Origin of the sequence: Pseudidiomarina aestuarii (assembly GCF_048263735.1) — a bacterium.
GTDB classification, from domain to species: Bacteria; Pseudomonadota; Gammaproteobacteria; order Enterobacterales; family Alteromonadaceae; genus Pseudidiomarina; species Pseudidiomarina aestuarii_B.
This window is the reverse complement of the sequence record NZ_JBLXDX010000001.1, coordinates 21,135-36,418: the sequence shown is the minus strand read 5'-3', so window position 1 is coordinate 36,418 and position 15,284 is coordinate 21,135. Positions and strand designations below refer to the sequence as shown.

The following is a 15,284-nucleotide window of genomic DNA, read 5'->3' as shown; positions in this document are numbered from 1 at the left end:
GTAATCTTATAACTCTTCAATAAATTGTTGTGCTTGTTCGGCACTAAATGGCCAGCGCAATTCTTGGTCGGTGGCGCCATGCACTAATACCGGGATTAACCAACGGTATTCCTCGAACAACTCCGGTTGTTGCTCAATAGCCACAACATGAAGACGAATCGGTTCGTCCAATGGCAAGCCATGGAGCAACTGCAGTGCTTGTGTGCAAAGCGGGCACGATTCACCGGTTAATAAATAAAACTCACTCACTATGGGTAACCTTAAACAAATAGTGAATACCCTTGTGGCGCGCAAAGTCTGTTGAAATGGACCGTTCTGTGAGGTTTTCAGCTTGCAAAAACGCTTCAGCAAGCCCCACTTCGTCCAACTTAAATTTACGCTTGTTATTCGAGAACAGAATGACCCCATTATTGCTTAGTAAGCGCGCTGCCAGCTTCAACAGCTCAATGTGATCTCGCTGGATATCAAGCACGTCATCCATGCGTTTGGAATTTGAAAACGTCGGAGGATCGAGAAAGATCACGTCGAAACGTTGCTGTGGTCGCTGTTCACGCAACCATTGGATACAGTCGGCTTGAATAAAGTCATACTGCCGACCACGTAAACCATTGAGTGCAAAGTTACGTTCGCCCCATTGTAAGTAGGTTCTGGATAAGTCAACCGAAACGACCTCTTCAGCACCACTCAATGCAGCATGTACGGAAGCACTACACGTGTAAGCAAACAAATTTAAGACACGACGCCCCTGACTCAAGCGTCCCAACTCACGGCGTGCCCAGCGATGGTCAAGAAATAGACCTGTATCTAAATAGTCACTCAAATTCACTTCAAACTGGACACCGTACTCATGCACCACAGTCGTTAAGCCGCGCGGTTCTTGCTTTTGATACTGTTGCTTGCCTGCTTGCCGTTGACGTACTTTTAGCGTCATTTTGTCTGCTGCAAACGGCAGTTCTTGCGCGAGCGTATCAATCAGATGCCATAACCGGTCTTTGGCTACCGCTTCGGGGATATCTTTCGGTGCTGCATACTCTTGAATCACCAGATAGTCGTTATAAACATCGACTGCCGCATTGTACTCAGGTAAATCCGCATCGTAGAGACGCCAAGCACTAACACCTTCTTTCGCAGCCCATTTCTCGAGCTTTTGATAGTTCTTTTTAAGCCTGTTGCCTAAATCATTTGATTGCGATTGCGTAAACTCTACTTGCTCTTCCGTCAAATCGAAGTTTGCTAATGATGTCTCTAACGCACCATTCATTAATTTATATTTTTTCTTGCTGCGTAATTTTAAACGTTTTAATAAGGTCTCATCACCGGCAAGAACAGAAGCCTGCCAACCATGGAATTGCTGCTTTAATAGCTGCCCGAGGCGTCGATACAGCAGCAATGTTTCTACTTCTTCACCTAATCGTTCTCCATACGGAGGATTACACACGAGCAATCCTTGCTCTGCAGGTGCTTCTACGTTGGTCATCTCCTGGGTCGAAAAGGTTAGGAAATCTGCTACGCCTGCACGTTGCGCATTGGTCCGAGCAATTCCGACCACTTGTGCATCATAATCACTGCCATAACCGTGGAATGAAGATTGTGCACAGGCCGCCGCAAAGCGCTCTTGTGCTTCTGTCAGCAAAGACTGCCATAACGCTGGTTGATGCTGCTGCCAACTGGTGAAACCCCAATGAGAGCGGGTTAGACCCGGCGCACGGTCGAGCGCTACCATCGCCGCCTCTATCACTAAGGTGCCGGAGCCGCAAAATGGATCGCAAACCGTATTGACCGTTGTTGACATCCCCGCGCGCTTTAACACAGCAGCCGCAAGAGTTTCACGTAATGGTGCACTGCCCTGTTGTTGGCGATAGCCGCGCACATGCAGGCTTTCACCCGACAAATCCAAATACCACGTCAGTGTATCTTTGTGGACGTGTGCATAGATGCGAACATTGGCATGCTTATCGACCGATGGGCGCTCAATACCCTCTGCTCGAAAGTAATCGACAATGCCATCTTTAATCAGTTGAGCGCCGAATTGGGTGTGCCGAATTTCTGGGTGACGCCCATGAAAATCCACGATAAAGGGCTCGGTTGGGTCAAACACTTGACTCCAATTGGTTGCTTGCACCTCTGCAGGAATCGCGCTGACTTGTGTAATTGGACATTGGCCTAGCTGCAGGAGGATGCGGTTTGCAAAGCGACTCCAGAGATTGGCTAAGTAAGCTTCACGCTGCGTGCCTTGGAACCAACAGCCGCCTTGTGTTTGTTTGACTTCAATACCGCCTATTTCGATTAATTCATCGAACAATAAGGGTTCGAAACCTTTAGCACAGGTGGCAAATAGTTGCAGGTGTTGGGACATAGGGCTAGTTCTTTCCTGTAGCGAGCAGACGTAAAAACGTACTATTTTAGCTGAATTGAGAATCGGCGCTAGTATACCGAAATTCGATTCGTCTGTATGCCATGGCGGTAATATTGCGGCTGGAATCAGCAAAACGCTCAAATAACCAGCGGTTGACAGCACTATTGTTGATTAAGTAGGCAACTGGGTGAAATGGCGCTTGCGTTCGATCAATGAACCCCGTAGTATGCGCTTCACTCGGACGCGGGGTGGAGCAGTCTGGTAGCTCGTCGGGCTCATAACCCGAAGGTCGTAGGTTCAAATCCTGCCCCCGCAACCAATCTTCTGAGTCTTCTGAATACCCTTCTATCTATTCGCTTGATAAGCCTTCAATCGCCCAATTCTTGATTAAATCAGGTTGGTAATTTTGATTGGGTAACTGGCGCACAAAATCGACCAAAATCTTTTGAATTTCATCGGGACTGCGATAGATCGATTGACTGCCGTTCAAATCCGCAAAGTCACCCCCACCAGCCGCACGATAGTTGTTGGTAGCCACTAAGATGAGTTGCTCACCGGCTATAGGCTTGCCCTGATAACGTAAACTAGTGATGCGCTCGCCTATGGGTTGCGTTGGATCTATCTGATACTCGAGCCCATAAAAACTATCAACGTTATAGCTTGGTATCTTGGTGTTAATGTAACTAAAGGGCGATTCAGACTGACCAGCCACAAAACCTTCAGCACTGCGCTCCAACCACAGTTTCAACTCACGACCACTGATGCGAACGAGCTCCAGCGTGTTCGGGTAGCGATACAAATCGCCAATATCCCCTAACGTGACCGCGCCCGCTTCGATAAGTGTATAGCTGGTATCGCCTTCGCTCAGAGCTGTCACGAAAGGTGCTGCGGCGCTCACGACAGGAAGTGTGCCGAGCTGTTGCCGAATTTCGGGATCTTGGATTTGTCGTAGATGCCAAAGTTGCGCTTCATGAATGAATTGCAGCGATGCTGTCGGTTGGATCCGAGCATAGCGATGATCCAAGTCAATCGCTGTAGTCCCGACCGGTTGTTTGACGTATTCCAAGGTTTGTTGATGCGCAGCAGCAACCAATGCTTCGATATCCTTGGCTTTCGCTGCTGAAATCGGCCGCGCTTCGCTGTGGCTTGATAGTACCTGCCATTCGCCATCATGATGTTGTAGCTGAAGATCGATGATTCCAATGTGGGAGCCATAAACCCCAGGTTGAACCGCTGCGATACCCTGTATCTTACCGTTCACACTATCAACGTTTGGTAATTGATCATACACCTGAGTACCGGGGAACACTTCATGCTGGTGACCAAACAAAATGGCATCAATACCGGGCGTTTGTGCAATCAGATGCAGCGCTTGCTCGGCATCGGTTGGAAGCGCAGTATTTTTGGGCATTCCGGTGTGCGCCACGAGCACGACAACGTCAGCGCCCTGCTCTTGCACTTCCGCTACACCTCGCGCGGTTGCTATGACCATATCCTGACTACGAATCTTGCCTTGCAGGTGTTGTTGATCCCACATCATGATTTGTGGCGGTACGACGCCCACAAAGCCTATTTTAATTGGCTGCATTGAACCATCTGAAGCTTGCAGAGTACGATCGAGTACTACGGTTTGACGCAACCACTTTGGAAATCGAGTGGAAGCCGACTCAAGTGCCTCTATATTTGCGCTTATCACCGCAAAATCCGCTTGCGCATAGGTTTGCCACAATGCATCCAGACCAAAATTGAATTCGTGATTGCCAATATTGGCAACATCAAACTGCAAATGATTCAGTACCTGAATGATGGGGTTTTGATCGGGGCTATGTTGCTGCGCCCAACTTGCCAGCGGCGAGCCTTGAATTAGGTCGCCATTGTCAATCAAGATATGATTAGGTTGTTCCGCCTTCGCATCACGAATGGTTGCAGCGGAGTGAACCAAGCCACGTTGAACAACTGCACCGGTAAAGTAATCAAAGCCTGTCACCTCACCGTGGACATCACTCGTTTCAATGAGTCTCAAGGTCGCAGAAATGGGAGTTGTTGCGGGTGATGTCGACGCTAGCATGGTAACTAAGCTAAGCACTCCAAGGTATGTGTAACCCAGTGTAGCGCTCATGCTTGCTTGGGAACGATATCGAGCTGCTGTGAGGAACGCATGAGCGGATGTTCTTGCATACGATTATGCAGAACTTTGATGACATCAAATTGACGGATCTGTTTAATTTCTGATAACGCCATAGCGTCGTCTAATAACATACACTCGGCAAATTCGTCATCGGCGGCTAACAGTACAAATTCAGCGTTAGCAAAGCCAGAATTCAAACACAGTGGTGTTCCAGCTTCAAAGGTATCAAACGTCGATTCTTCTGCTTGTTGAAAGTGCCAACTTTGTGGCATCTGCGGTCGACCAAACCGTTGCAAAATCGAATGGTTGAGTGCTGCTTGCATAATCAGCGTGGGTGACCAACGGTCGAGAGCATGTAATGCGTCGTAAATGGTTTGAAAAGCCTGCGCATCTTCCAGAGTAAATGCGGCATTCATAGCGTACAGAGGAGCTAAACGAGACGTTTTATAAGGACACAGATGGCTGAGACCATCTCCCAATTCGATGCTGAGCTGTTGCTGCTCTGGGTTATAGACCCAGCGCCATGCACTCGAAGCCTGCACAGTGTGTCCCTGTTGTTGTTATTTGAAGTGGTAGTAAGCTACCGAATTCTCATGCATTTTACAAGCCCTCAACAATTTCTTTGATACGTTTAGGGCCGTGATAAATAAAGCCTGTGTAGATCTGTACGAGTGACGCGCCGGCATCCAGTTTGGCTTGAGCGGTTGTAGCACTATCAATACCGCCAACGGCGATAATGGGAATTTTTCCAGCTAAGTGTTCGGCTAGTGCAGCAACAATTTTAGTGCTGGCGTCAAAAAGAACTTTACCGCTCAAACCGCCGGCTTCCTTAGCGTGCTCTGCCCCAACTACTGCGGTTCTATCTAACGTCGTATTGGTAGCAATAACGGCATCAATGTCGTGCAACAGCAAAGCAGCCGCAAAATCCGCCACTTCAGTGGTAGACAAATCTGGAGCTATTTTAACTGCCAACGGCACGTAACGTCCGTGCTCTTGGTGAAGTTTTCCTTGCTCTGCTTTTAACTGCGCCAGTAAATCAGCTAATGCCGCGCCGTGTTGAAACGCACGCAAACCAGGCGTATTCGGTGATGATATATTCACAGTAATGTAACTAGCGTACGGATATACCCGACGCATGCAGTAGAGGTAGTCATCCACCCCTTGTTCATCTGGAGTATCTTTATTCTTACCGATATTCACGCCCAGAATGCCGCGAAAGCGCATTGTTTTGATGTTCTCCACACAGGCATCAACACCGAGGTTATTGAAACCCATACGGTTAATTATCGCCTCATGAGCAGGCAAGCGAAACAAGCGTGGCTTGGGATTGCCGGACTGCGGGCGTGGCGTGACCGTGCCCACTTCAATAAAGCCAAATCCCATCTCCGCAAAAGCATCGATGCAGGCGCCATTTTTATCAAGACCGGCGGCTAAGCCAACTGGATTTGGAAATGTGAGCCCCATGACTTGTAGCGATCGCCCGCTGACTTGCTGACGCCAGAGTGATGCTAGCGGGGTACGCTGCCCCCGACTGAGCATCCCAATAGTTAGATCGTGCGCGCGCTCTGCGTCGAGACGAAACAGCAACGCGCGGGCGAGATCATACATCATGCGTTTGGTGCTGCCGGCGCAGTCGTCAAACAGTTATGATTGAGCAACATCAACTCACGCAGTGCCACTGAGAACTTCGCAAACTCGTGTGTCTTGGTAGTTTTGAAATCAGTCAGCATATGCTGCCAACGCTCTACGAATACCTGATTCCGATCCAACCAAGCCGCAAGAGCTGCTTGAGCATCCATTTTCTTATCTGCCGTGTTCAACATGCTCATGGTTAATGAACGCTGTTGCCAGTCGAGCTCCTCACGGAACGCTGCACGAGCAAGCGCCTGCCAGTGGTTATCAACCGGTTGACCATTGATTTGATCCAAGAACCAATGCAATGACACTTTGGCACCCAGATTGAAGTAAGCTTCTGCCACCACAGACACTTTACGCCCCGATTCGTTGACAATATCGGCTATATCGAGCGCCGAGAATACAGTGGTTAATAAGGCGATCTGTTTAGCGAGTGCTGCTGGAACACCTTGAGCCTCAAACTTTTCGATATTCTTCTCAATTTGGCTACGCTCATCTGCCACTAAATAATCCAATGCATTCTTGCGCAGGTCATTGAAGCTCGCCTGATAGAAATCAAGATGCTCTTGGATGGTATTTAGGTTAGGTTTGCGATGCCGTAAGAACCAGCGTGTCGCTCGACGCACGACCCGACGTAATTGGAACAGCATTTGGTTTTGAACATCTGCAGGGATCTTGTTGTTCCCGGCTTCAATTTGCTCCATCAGGCCACGTAAATTAAAGCACTCACGCGCAACCACATAAGCTGACGCGACTTCAGCAACCGTTGCCCCGGTCACATCTTGCTTGCGGAACACAAAGTTTGGCCCCATGTCGTTGACAATATTGTTCGCTAGACGTGTTGCAATAATCTGTGCCCGCAGTGGATGTGCCTGCATCGCTTCAGCGTAGTGCTCTTGCAACGGTTTCGGGAATGCATTGAGTAACGAGCGAGCATGGAAAGGATCCGCCATAATCGCATCGTCCAGCAATTGTTCTTTCAGAACCATCTTGCCATATGCAGTGATCACGGCTAACTCAGGTCGAGTGAGTCCTTTACCCGTTGCTTGGCGCTCTGCCAATTCATCGTCATCTGGCAAAAATTCGAGTGAACGATTCAACTGGCCTTCTCGCTCGAGATGATGAATAAAGCGCTGCATTTCTTTGATCTGGTCAGGCCCACGCAATCCGGTTACAGAGATTGATTGTGACTGGCGGTGACAGTCTTTTAAGACAATTTGCGCAACTTCTTCGGTCATGTCATACAGTAATTTATCACGTTGCTTACGCGTTAAATCACCGTTCAGAACTAGCCCGTTCAGCAATATTTTGATATTTACTTCGTTATCCGAGCAATCTACGCCACCGACGTTATCGATTGCATCGGTATTGATTCGGCCACCATTGCGAGCGTATTCAATACGTCCCAATTGGGTAAAGCCTAGGTTACCACCCTCACCCACAATTTTGGCTTTCAACTCTTTACCGTTGACTCGTAAGGCGTCATTCGCGCGGTCGCCGACATCTGAGTCAGTTTCTTTCGAGCCTTTCACGTAGGTACCAATACCGCCGTTCCAAAGCAGATCAACCGGCATGGTTAGAATGGCTCGGATCATCTCAGTCGGTGTCATCGACTTCTTCTGAGTATTGAACAGCTTCTTCATTTCCGGAGTCAGCTCAATGGCTTTTAAGCTCCGTAAAAAGACACCTCCACCCTGAGAAATCAGTGATTTGTCATAGTCGTCCCAGCCTGAACGCGGCAGATGGAACAGGCGCTCACGTTCTTTGAACGATTTTGCTGCCTGCGGATCTGGGTCGATAAAGATGTGCATATGGTTAAATGCAGCAATTAAGCGCGTGTGTTTCGACAACAACATCCCGTTACCGAATACGTCACCCGCCATGTCACCCACGCCAATGGCAGTGAAGTCAGTTGTTTGACAGTCCACGCCTATTTCACGGAAGTGTCGTTTAACCGATTCCCAGCCACCGCGTGCGGTAATGCCCATCTTCTTATGGTCGTAACCAACAGAACCACCCGACGCGAACGCATCCCCCAGCCAGAAGTTATATTCAGCTGAAATACTATTGGCGATATCGGAGAATGTAGCCGTCCCTTTGTCAGCGGCGACTACCAAATAGGTATCGTCTTCGTCATGACGAACTACATTTTCAGGTGGAATCACTTCACCATTGACGATGTTATCGGTGATGTCGAGTAATGCACGGATAAAGGTGCGGTAACATTCCTTACCTTCCTCCAGCATTCCTTCGCGATCTTCTGGTAAATGTTTACAGAAGAAACCACCTTTCGCGCCAACGGGAACAATCACAGTATTCTTCACTTGTTGCGCTTTCACTAAGCCCAACACTTCAGTACGGAAGTCTTCGCGACGATCCGACCAGCGTAAACCACCCCGCGCAACCTTACCGCCGCGTAGATGTACGCCTTCAACCGCTGGTGAATACACGAAAATTTCATATTTAGGCAATGGTAGCGGCATTTCCGGCACCATTTCTGGAAGAAACTTCACAGATATGTAGGACTTCTCGTTTCCTTGCGCATCAGCTTGGAAGAAGTTCGTGCGCAGCGCGGCCAGAATCAATTCAACGTAACGTCGAATGATGCGGTCGTCATCTAAGTTTGCAACATTCTCAAGCTCATTGTTGATGCGGGTTTCGAGCGCTTCAATTTTCTTATCGCGTGACTTCGTACCTGGCTCAAATTTGGTAAAGAACAACTTCACCACCAGTTTTGAAATCAACGGATATTTACTAAAAGTGCTCTCAATGTAGCTTTGGCTAAAGGTGGTGCCAATTTGACGCATATATTTTGCAAACATCCGCAAAATGACGACTTGGCGCCCCGTCAAGCCGGCGCTGAGTACCAAACGGTTGAAACCGTCGTCCTCAAAATGTCCTGACCATACTTTGGCAAAGGCATCTTGGAACAAGTCACGAGCTGCCTCTAAATCTAGTTTGGTGTTGCTGTGCAACATCTGGAAATCAAGTACCCAATAGACTTTGCCGTCAGTAGTTTTGATTTGGTATGGGCTTTCACCAATGATTCGCAAACCGAAGTTCTCGAGCATTGGCAGCACATCAGACAGGTGAATTGGTTCGTCTTTGTGGAACAATTTTAAGCGAACTTTCTTACTATTTTCATTTTCTTCACGCGGTCGATAGAACAGCATGCCGAGTTTGTTATCTTCATCCAACGCTTCCAATTGCTGAATATCTGCAATAGCGATAGACGGCAGAACTTCCTCCTTATAAGCACGCGGGAATGCATTCGCGTAACGCTTGTTCAAGCCATTCGCTCGAGCCTCGCCGAAAGTGCTACGAAGAATACGTTCGAAGTTATCTTCCCAAGTGCGTGCTGCTTCAATTAGATTCTGTTCAAGTTCTTTCACGTCAATGTCCTGTACGTGGTCACCAATGCGCACGGTGTAATGCGTCCGTGCCAAAGAAGATTCCGAAAAATAAGTTGTGAAGTCCACTTCACGATCACTTTTCAGTGACGTGGATAAAATGCCTTGTGTACGCTGTCGTAACAGCGTGTTGTAACGTTCTTTGGGAACATAAACCATGCAAGATGCGAAGCGGCCAAAGATGTCACGTCGCACAAATAAACGCGTCATGTCGCGCTCTTGCATTTGCAACACTCCTAAGCCCACGTCCAGCAGCTCTTCTTCACTCGCCTGAACGATTTCGTCACGCGGATAGGTTTCGAGAATATTGAGTAATGCTTTTGCTGCGTGCGAATTCAGCGCAAAACCAGACGCTTCCATGACGCGCTGAATTTTGTCGCCTACCAGCGGCACATCGCGCGCGCTATTATTATAGAACGAGCTCGAATACAGGCCGATGAAGCGGTCTTCGCCAATGACTTTACCGTTCTTATCAAAGCGTTTGACGCCGATATAATCACTGTAGGCTGGGCGATGAACTCGTGACTTGGAGTTCGTTTTCGTGACCAGTAATAAGTTATCGTCAAAGGTCAGGTCACGCGCGACTTCGGGCAACGATGAGACCAAACGCTCTTTATTAATCGCTGACTTGCGCATCAGACCAAGGCTTGATTCCGCTTGCTGCCGAATCACGTAATCACCCTCAATGGCGGCGAGGTCGTAACGGCGATACCCCATCAAGGTGAAGTTATCTTGTGACAGCCATTTCAGGAAAGTTTGTGCTTCTTTCAGTTTCTGCTTCGGGCCTGGATATTTGATATCACTCAAGCTATGAGCGATTTCTTCCAGTTTCGCGCGCATCGGCTGCCAATCGGCTACCGCTAATGTGACTTCATCCATCACCGATGCCAATTCACGCTTTAGCAACGCAATAGCTTCTTTACTGTTCTGTCGATCCACCTCGATCAAAAAGACCGTATCAACTTCGTTATCTTCGTTGCGCGTACCGGCTTTCAGTAATTCAATGATTTCATTCTTGTCATTGCGTTTGTGACTGATAGGAAGGTGCAATAACAAATGCGAGTTAATACCCAGCCGCGACAACGCCATGCGAATCGAATCCACCATAAACGGCATATCCGACTGAATAATTTCGATGATGGTATGAGAGGACTCCCAGCCATGCCGAGCCACCTCGGGGTTAAACACTTTAATCAGTGCTTTCTCGCTCGGTTGGTACTCGTTGAAGCTATGCCACAACCCTACTACGGCACCGTACAGATCACTGTCATTCCGCAGTGCCAGATCATTCGGTGAAATGTTCTTGAATAACCTCAAGGCAAAATCTTTGATGATCTCTGGTCGATCCGTCGCTCGCTTTTGAATCAGATCGGCCACTTTCTGCAAAATTACGGGAATCTGGCTATCGCCAAACGCAGTCATGCTGGTGTCCTTGTCATCGAGGGTAGTGTCTAAGTGACTATGCTTTCATAGCATAGACCATTCGTGTCGATATTGTCGGACATTCACCGCTGTTATTCAATGCTTTAAACGAGGAAAAACAAGTGTTCAGACCACGAAATTCGTGGCCTGAACATGATTATGAGAAGGTTTTGCATGTTTATCTAAAAAGCGCTCACTAGGCAGCAAGACTATTCGAAATTTTTTCATCTAAATCGCGCGCAAGCTGCGGTAGTTTACTCAGTGCTTCAAGATGCTGTTTCATCAGTTGCTGACGTTCCGAATCAAACCGTCGCCACGACAAGAATGGTGTAATCAGACGCGCTGCAACCTGCGGGTTACTGGTGTTCAAACGTTGAATGACGTCGGCCACTAACGCATAGCCGGCACCATCCGCCCGATGAAATTGCAGCATATTCCGACTAAAACTGGCGACCAAAGCATACACTCGATTGGGGTTCTGCAATGAAAAGCCAGGATGCGACAGCAATGCAGTGACACGCTCGACTGTATCAGGTTGTGGTGATGACGCCTCAGCAGCAAACCACTTATCTAAAGCTAGTGGAGTATCTCGCCATTGTTGACTAAATTTCTGACAACAGTCCTCGCGCCCCTCCAGATCAAGCTGAATGAGCGAATTCAGTGCACTATTCTGCACTGTCATATTATCTGCTCGCTCGAAGTGCTCAACAACCCAAGGCCCGAACTGATCAGGTTCGTGCAGCGCTAAATAATAATGCGCCAAATTCACTAGAGCCCGTTCCGCGATAGCGTCACTTGCTATTGTGTAGTGCGGTTGACGCTCGCGATAATCACTGACAAAACGCTCAAATTGGGGTGCTAGACTGGCCGCTATTTGCTGCATTAATTGACGTCGAGCGCGATCTAAGGCTTCCAGTGGAATACCCGCATCGAAATGTTCCGCCAACTCTTCCAGCTCTGGTGGTTGCAGAACCAACGCTTGTAAAGCTGGATCAATGTCAGCAGCTAAGAATTCTTCTAGTGCCGATACGGTTTGCAAATCGAGTGCGATGTCTGCATTTTTGCGAACGGCAGTGAGAATGTATTGGGTAAACAGCTTTTGGCTAGCTTCCCAACGCGTCACTTCACGATCCGCCGCAGCCATCAATACCGTCAGTTCCGCACTCGTTTGCGGATAATCGAAGCGCACGGGCGCACTAAAATCTTCCAATAGTGCAAAAATGGGTTCTTCGAGTACCTCAGTAAACACTAAGTCTGCAGTTTCAGACGTCAGCGTATACATATAGCCTTCTGACTCAGAACCTGTGCACGCGTTATTCGACTGCAAAGCAAGCTTGTACCCCGCTTTTGAATAAGCACTCAGCCGAATCGGTATCACCATAGGTTGTTTATTCTTTTGGCCCGGTGTTGCCGGTGTCGATTGCGTGAGTTTTAATGTTGCGGTTTTGTTGGTCTTAGAATAGTTGAGTCGTGCCACAACCTCAGGCGTGCCTGCTTGACTATACCAGCGACGAAATTGCTGCAAATCAAAGTCGTTAGCGTCTTCCATCGCTGCAACGAAGTCTTCACAGGTGACCGCTTGGCCATCGTGCCGTTCAACATAAAGCTTCATGCCCTTCTGGAAACCGGCTTCACCCAACAAAGTGTGAAGCATCCGAATCACTTCTGCACCCTTGTCGTAGACCGTCACCGTATAGAAATTATTCATTTCCACTACTTTGTCAGGACGGATCGGATGTGCCATTGGGCTGGCATCTTCAGCAAATTGGCGACCACGAATAGTTCGGATCGCTTGAATACGATGAATGGCACGAGAACCCAGATCAGAGCTAAATTCTTGGTCACGGAAGACCGTTAATCCCTCTTTCAGGCTTAATTGGAACCAATCTCGACAGGTAATACGGTTACCCGTCCAGTTATGGAAATATTCGTGTCCAATCACCGCCTCAATGTTGACGAAATCGGTATCGGTAGCCGTTGCTTGATCGGCTAGCACGTAGCGCGAATTAAAGACATTCAGGCCTTTATTTTCCATTGCGCCCATATTAAAGAAATCGACTGCTACGACCATGTAGGTATCAAGGTCGTACTCAAGGTCAAACCTTTCCTCATCCCAGCGCATAGCTCGTTGCAATGATTCCATGGCATAAGTGCCACGGCTGCTATTGCCGCGGTCTACATAGAGTTCTAACGCAACCTGACGTCCGCTCCGGGTGACAAAGGTATCTTCTAAGCGATCGAAATCACCCGCTACCAAGGCAAAAAGGTAGGCAGGCTTAGGATGTGGATCGTGCCAACTCACCCAGTGCCAACCGTCACCATCAGTTCCCTCGCCGACCTTATCGCCATTACTCAACAAATAGGGATAATCTTGAGGAGCGTGAATGGTTGTCGTGAAGATAGCGAGCACATCAGGTCTGTCGAGGTAGTAGGTAATACGGCGGAAGCCTTCGGCCTCACATTGGGTACAAAATGAATCCGCAGCTAAATACAACCCCTCTAAGGCGGTATTTGCACTCGGATTGATTTGCGTGATGACCGTCAGTTCACAACGATCCGGCAGGTCTGCAATGACGAGTTTCGAAGGAGAAACTTCGTATCGTGAAGCATCAAGTTCAATCCCGTCGACAGCAACCGATTCTAATTCCAGCTGTTCACCATCGAGTTCAAGAGGTCCTGCAGCTAACCGCTGCAACTGCATCCGATTAGTGACGCGAGTGGTTGTCGCGTCGAGACGAAAATGAAGATCCACGGTTTCAATTTGAAACCGCGGCGCTTGGTAATCCTCACGGAATTTGGCTTGTGCTTGGCTTTGACTACTCATACAAATCTCACACAGCAGTAGTTGGAGTCGGTTCTATCTTCAGAATTCTAAAGTCGGTATAGGCGTAGATAATCGCGATCAACGGTACTAGCCAATTAAAGAAGGCGAATGGTGCATATTCTAATGGGCTCACGGCAAGTGCACCAAACATGAATACCCCACAGGTATTCCAAGGGATCAATGCAGACGTGAGCGTACCACTATCTTCTAAGGTTCGAGATAATACGCGTGAATCTAGCCCACGACGCGCATATTCCTCACGGAAAATACGTCCTGGAATGACAATGGCCATGTATTGATCAGCGGTCAATACGTTGGCGCCAAAGCACGTAAACAGAGTTGCTGTAATGAGGCTGCCGGTGCTTTTCACCATTTTCAGAACGCCCATAAATAAACGTTCAAGCAGACCTAGTTTTTCCATAATGGCGCCGAAAGCCATGGCGCTGATGATCAGCCAAATGGTGTTCATCATGCTTTCCATGCCGCCACGATTCAATAGATCGTTCAATTGCGCTGAGCCAGTATCAATCGAAAATCCCGAGGTTAACGCCAACCAAACAATTTTCAGTTGAGCAACAGCAGAACTGTCACCGTCAGCCATACCAACCACAACTTCAGGTTGAAAGAATACCGCCCAGACGCCGCCCAATAAGGCGCCGAAGAATACCGTTGGCAATGCTGGTTTACGGGTCCCTGCTAAGTACAACAATACGGCCAGTGGTACTAACATCAACCAGCTGATTTCAAACGAGTTGGCTAAGTCCAGCTGCATGCGCTCAAGTTGCATCAAACTGACATTGGTATCTGTATTCAGCCCGAGAATGAGGAAGATACCTAACGCGATAACATAAGCAGGAATGGCGGTGTAGCTCATGTAACGAATATGTGCGAACAATTCATTGCCTGCAACAGCCGGTGCTAAGTTGGTCGTATCCGAAAGTGGTGACATTTTGTCACCAAAATAAGATCCTGAGACGACAGCCCCAGCAGCAATGGGTAGTGATAGATCCATTCCCGCTGCGACACCCATCAGCGCGACACCAATGGTTGCAGCAGTTGTCCATGAGCTACCAATCGCCAATGCGACAATGCCGCAAATTAGTGCTGTCGCGGCGTAAAATAAATTGGGGTTAATCAATTCAAGACCATAATAGATCATGGTTGGTACTGTGCCTGAGAGCATCCAAGTACCAATCAAAGAACCTACAGCGAGGATAATCAACATCGCACCAAGCGCGACTGAGATCCCCTCTTTGATACCATTCTCTATTTGTTCCCAACTGTACTTATTGTAAAAACCGATAAGCACCGCAACGCCTGCTGAAACCCACAATGCAATTTGATTGGGGCCGTAGGACGAATCTTCACCGAATAAATAAACAGAAGTGCCGAGTGAAATAACTAATACGATCAGTGGGATAAAAGCTTGAAAGATTGTGGGTTGGCGCGGTGCCGTGGCATTTTCGGGCTGCATCTTAGCTCTCGTTATTATTTTGATGATGAGTAAAT

General features: G+C 48.2%; 8 protein-coding genes and 1 tRNA gene. 1 reads left to right on the top strand and 8 read right to left on the bottom strand.

The window, feature by feature from the left end; genetic code table 11:
* Window positions 1-6 precede the first annotated feature (6 nt).
* Both ACN0S4_RS00150 and rlmKL read right to left on the bottom strand, forming a co-directional pair.
* Window positions 7-249 (bottom strand): glutaredoxin family protein, encoded by a 243-nt coding sequence (locus ACN0S4_RS00150; RefSeq protein WP_417655738.1) that lies wholly within the window; start codon window positions 247-249, stop codon window positions 7-9.
* Complete coding sequence (rlmKL, locus tag ACN0S4_RS00145) at window positions 242-2,356, bottom strand: bifunctional 23S rRNA (guanine(2069)-N(7))-methyltransferase RlmK/23S rRNA (guanine(2445)-N(2))-methyltransferase RlmL (protein WP_417655737.1); 2,115 nt, start codon at window positions 2,354-2,356, stop codon at window positions 242-244. Before rlmKL ends, ACN0S4_RS00150 begins: the two co-directional genes overlap by 8 nt.
* Window positions 2,357-2,598: 242 nt before the next feature.
* Here rlmKL and ACN0S4_RS00140 point away from each other — a divergent pair.
* Window positions 2,599-2,675 (top strand) — tRNA-Met (locus ACN0S4_RS00140).
* Window positions 2,676-2,705: 30 nt separating this feature from the next.
* Here the strand turns inward: ACN0S4_RS00140 and ACN0S4_RS00135 are convergent.
* The 6 genes from ACN0S4_RS00135 to nhaC form a co-directional block, all read right to left on the bottom strand.
* Window positions 2,706-4,475: a bifunctional 2',3'-cyclic-nucleotide 2'-phosphodiesterase/3'-nucleotidase gene (locus tag ACN0S4_RS00135; RefSeq protein WP_417655736.1), complete on the bottom strand. Its 1,770-nt coding sequence runs from the start codon at window positions 4,473-4,475 to the stop codon at window positions 2,706-2,708.
* A complete protein-coding gene (locus ACN0S4_RS00130) occupies window positions 4,472-5,026 on the bottom strand; it encodes a cell division protein ZapC domain-containing protein (protein WP_417655735.1) in 555 nt (184 codons plus the stop codon). The genes ACN0S4_RS00135 and ACN0S4_RS00130 overlap by 4 nt, the downstream gene beginning before the upstream one ends.
* A gap of 58 nt (window positions 5,027-5,084) precedes the next feature.
* Window positions 5,085-6,092 (bottom strand): quinone-dependent dihydroorotate dehydrogenase, encoded by a 1,008-nt coding sequence (locus tag ACN0S4_RS00125; protein ID WP_417656536.1) that lies wholly within the window; start codon window positions 6,090-6,092, stop codon window positions 5,085-5,087.
* Entirely contained in the window at window positions 6,092-10,951 is a 4,860-nt protein-coding gene (locus ACN0S4_RS00120) for an NAD-glutamate dehydrogenase (protein ID WP_417655734.1), read from the bottom strand. Before ACN0S4_RS00120 ends, ACN0S4_RS00125 begins: the two co-directional genes overlap by 1 nt.
* Before the next feature lie 196 nt (window positions 10,952-11,147).
* The gene (gene pepN, locus ACN0S4_RS00115) at window positions 11,148-13,775 is read right to left on the bottom strand and encodes an aminopeptidase N (RefSeq protein WP_417655733.1); all 2,628 of its coding nucleotides are present in this window, start codon (window positions 13,773-13,775) and stop codon (window positions 11,148-11,150) included.
* A 7-nt stretch (window positions 13,776-13,782) separates the two neighbouring features.
* Window positions 13,783-15,249 (bottom strand): Na+/H+ antiporter NhaC, encoded by a 1,467-nt coding sequence (gene nhaC / locus ACN0S4_RS00110; RefSeq protein WP_417655732.1) that lies wholly within the window; start codon window positions 15,247-15,249, stop codon window positions 13,783-13,785.
* Window positions 15,250-15,284: the final 35 nt, after the last annotated feature.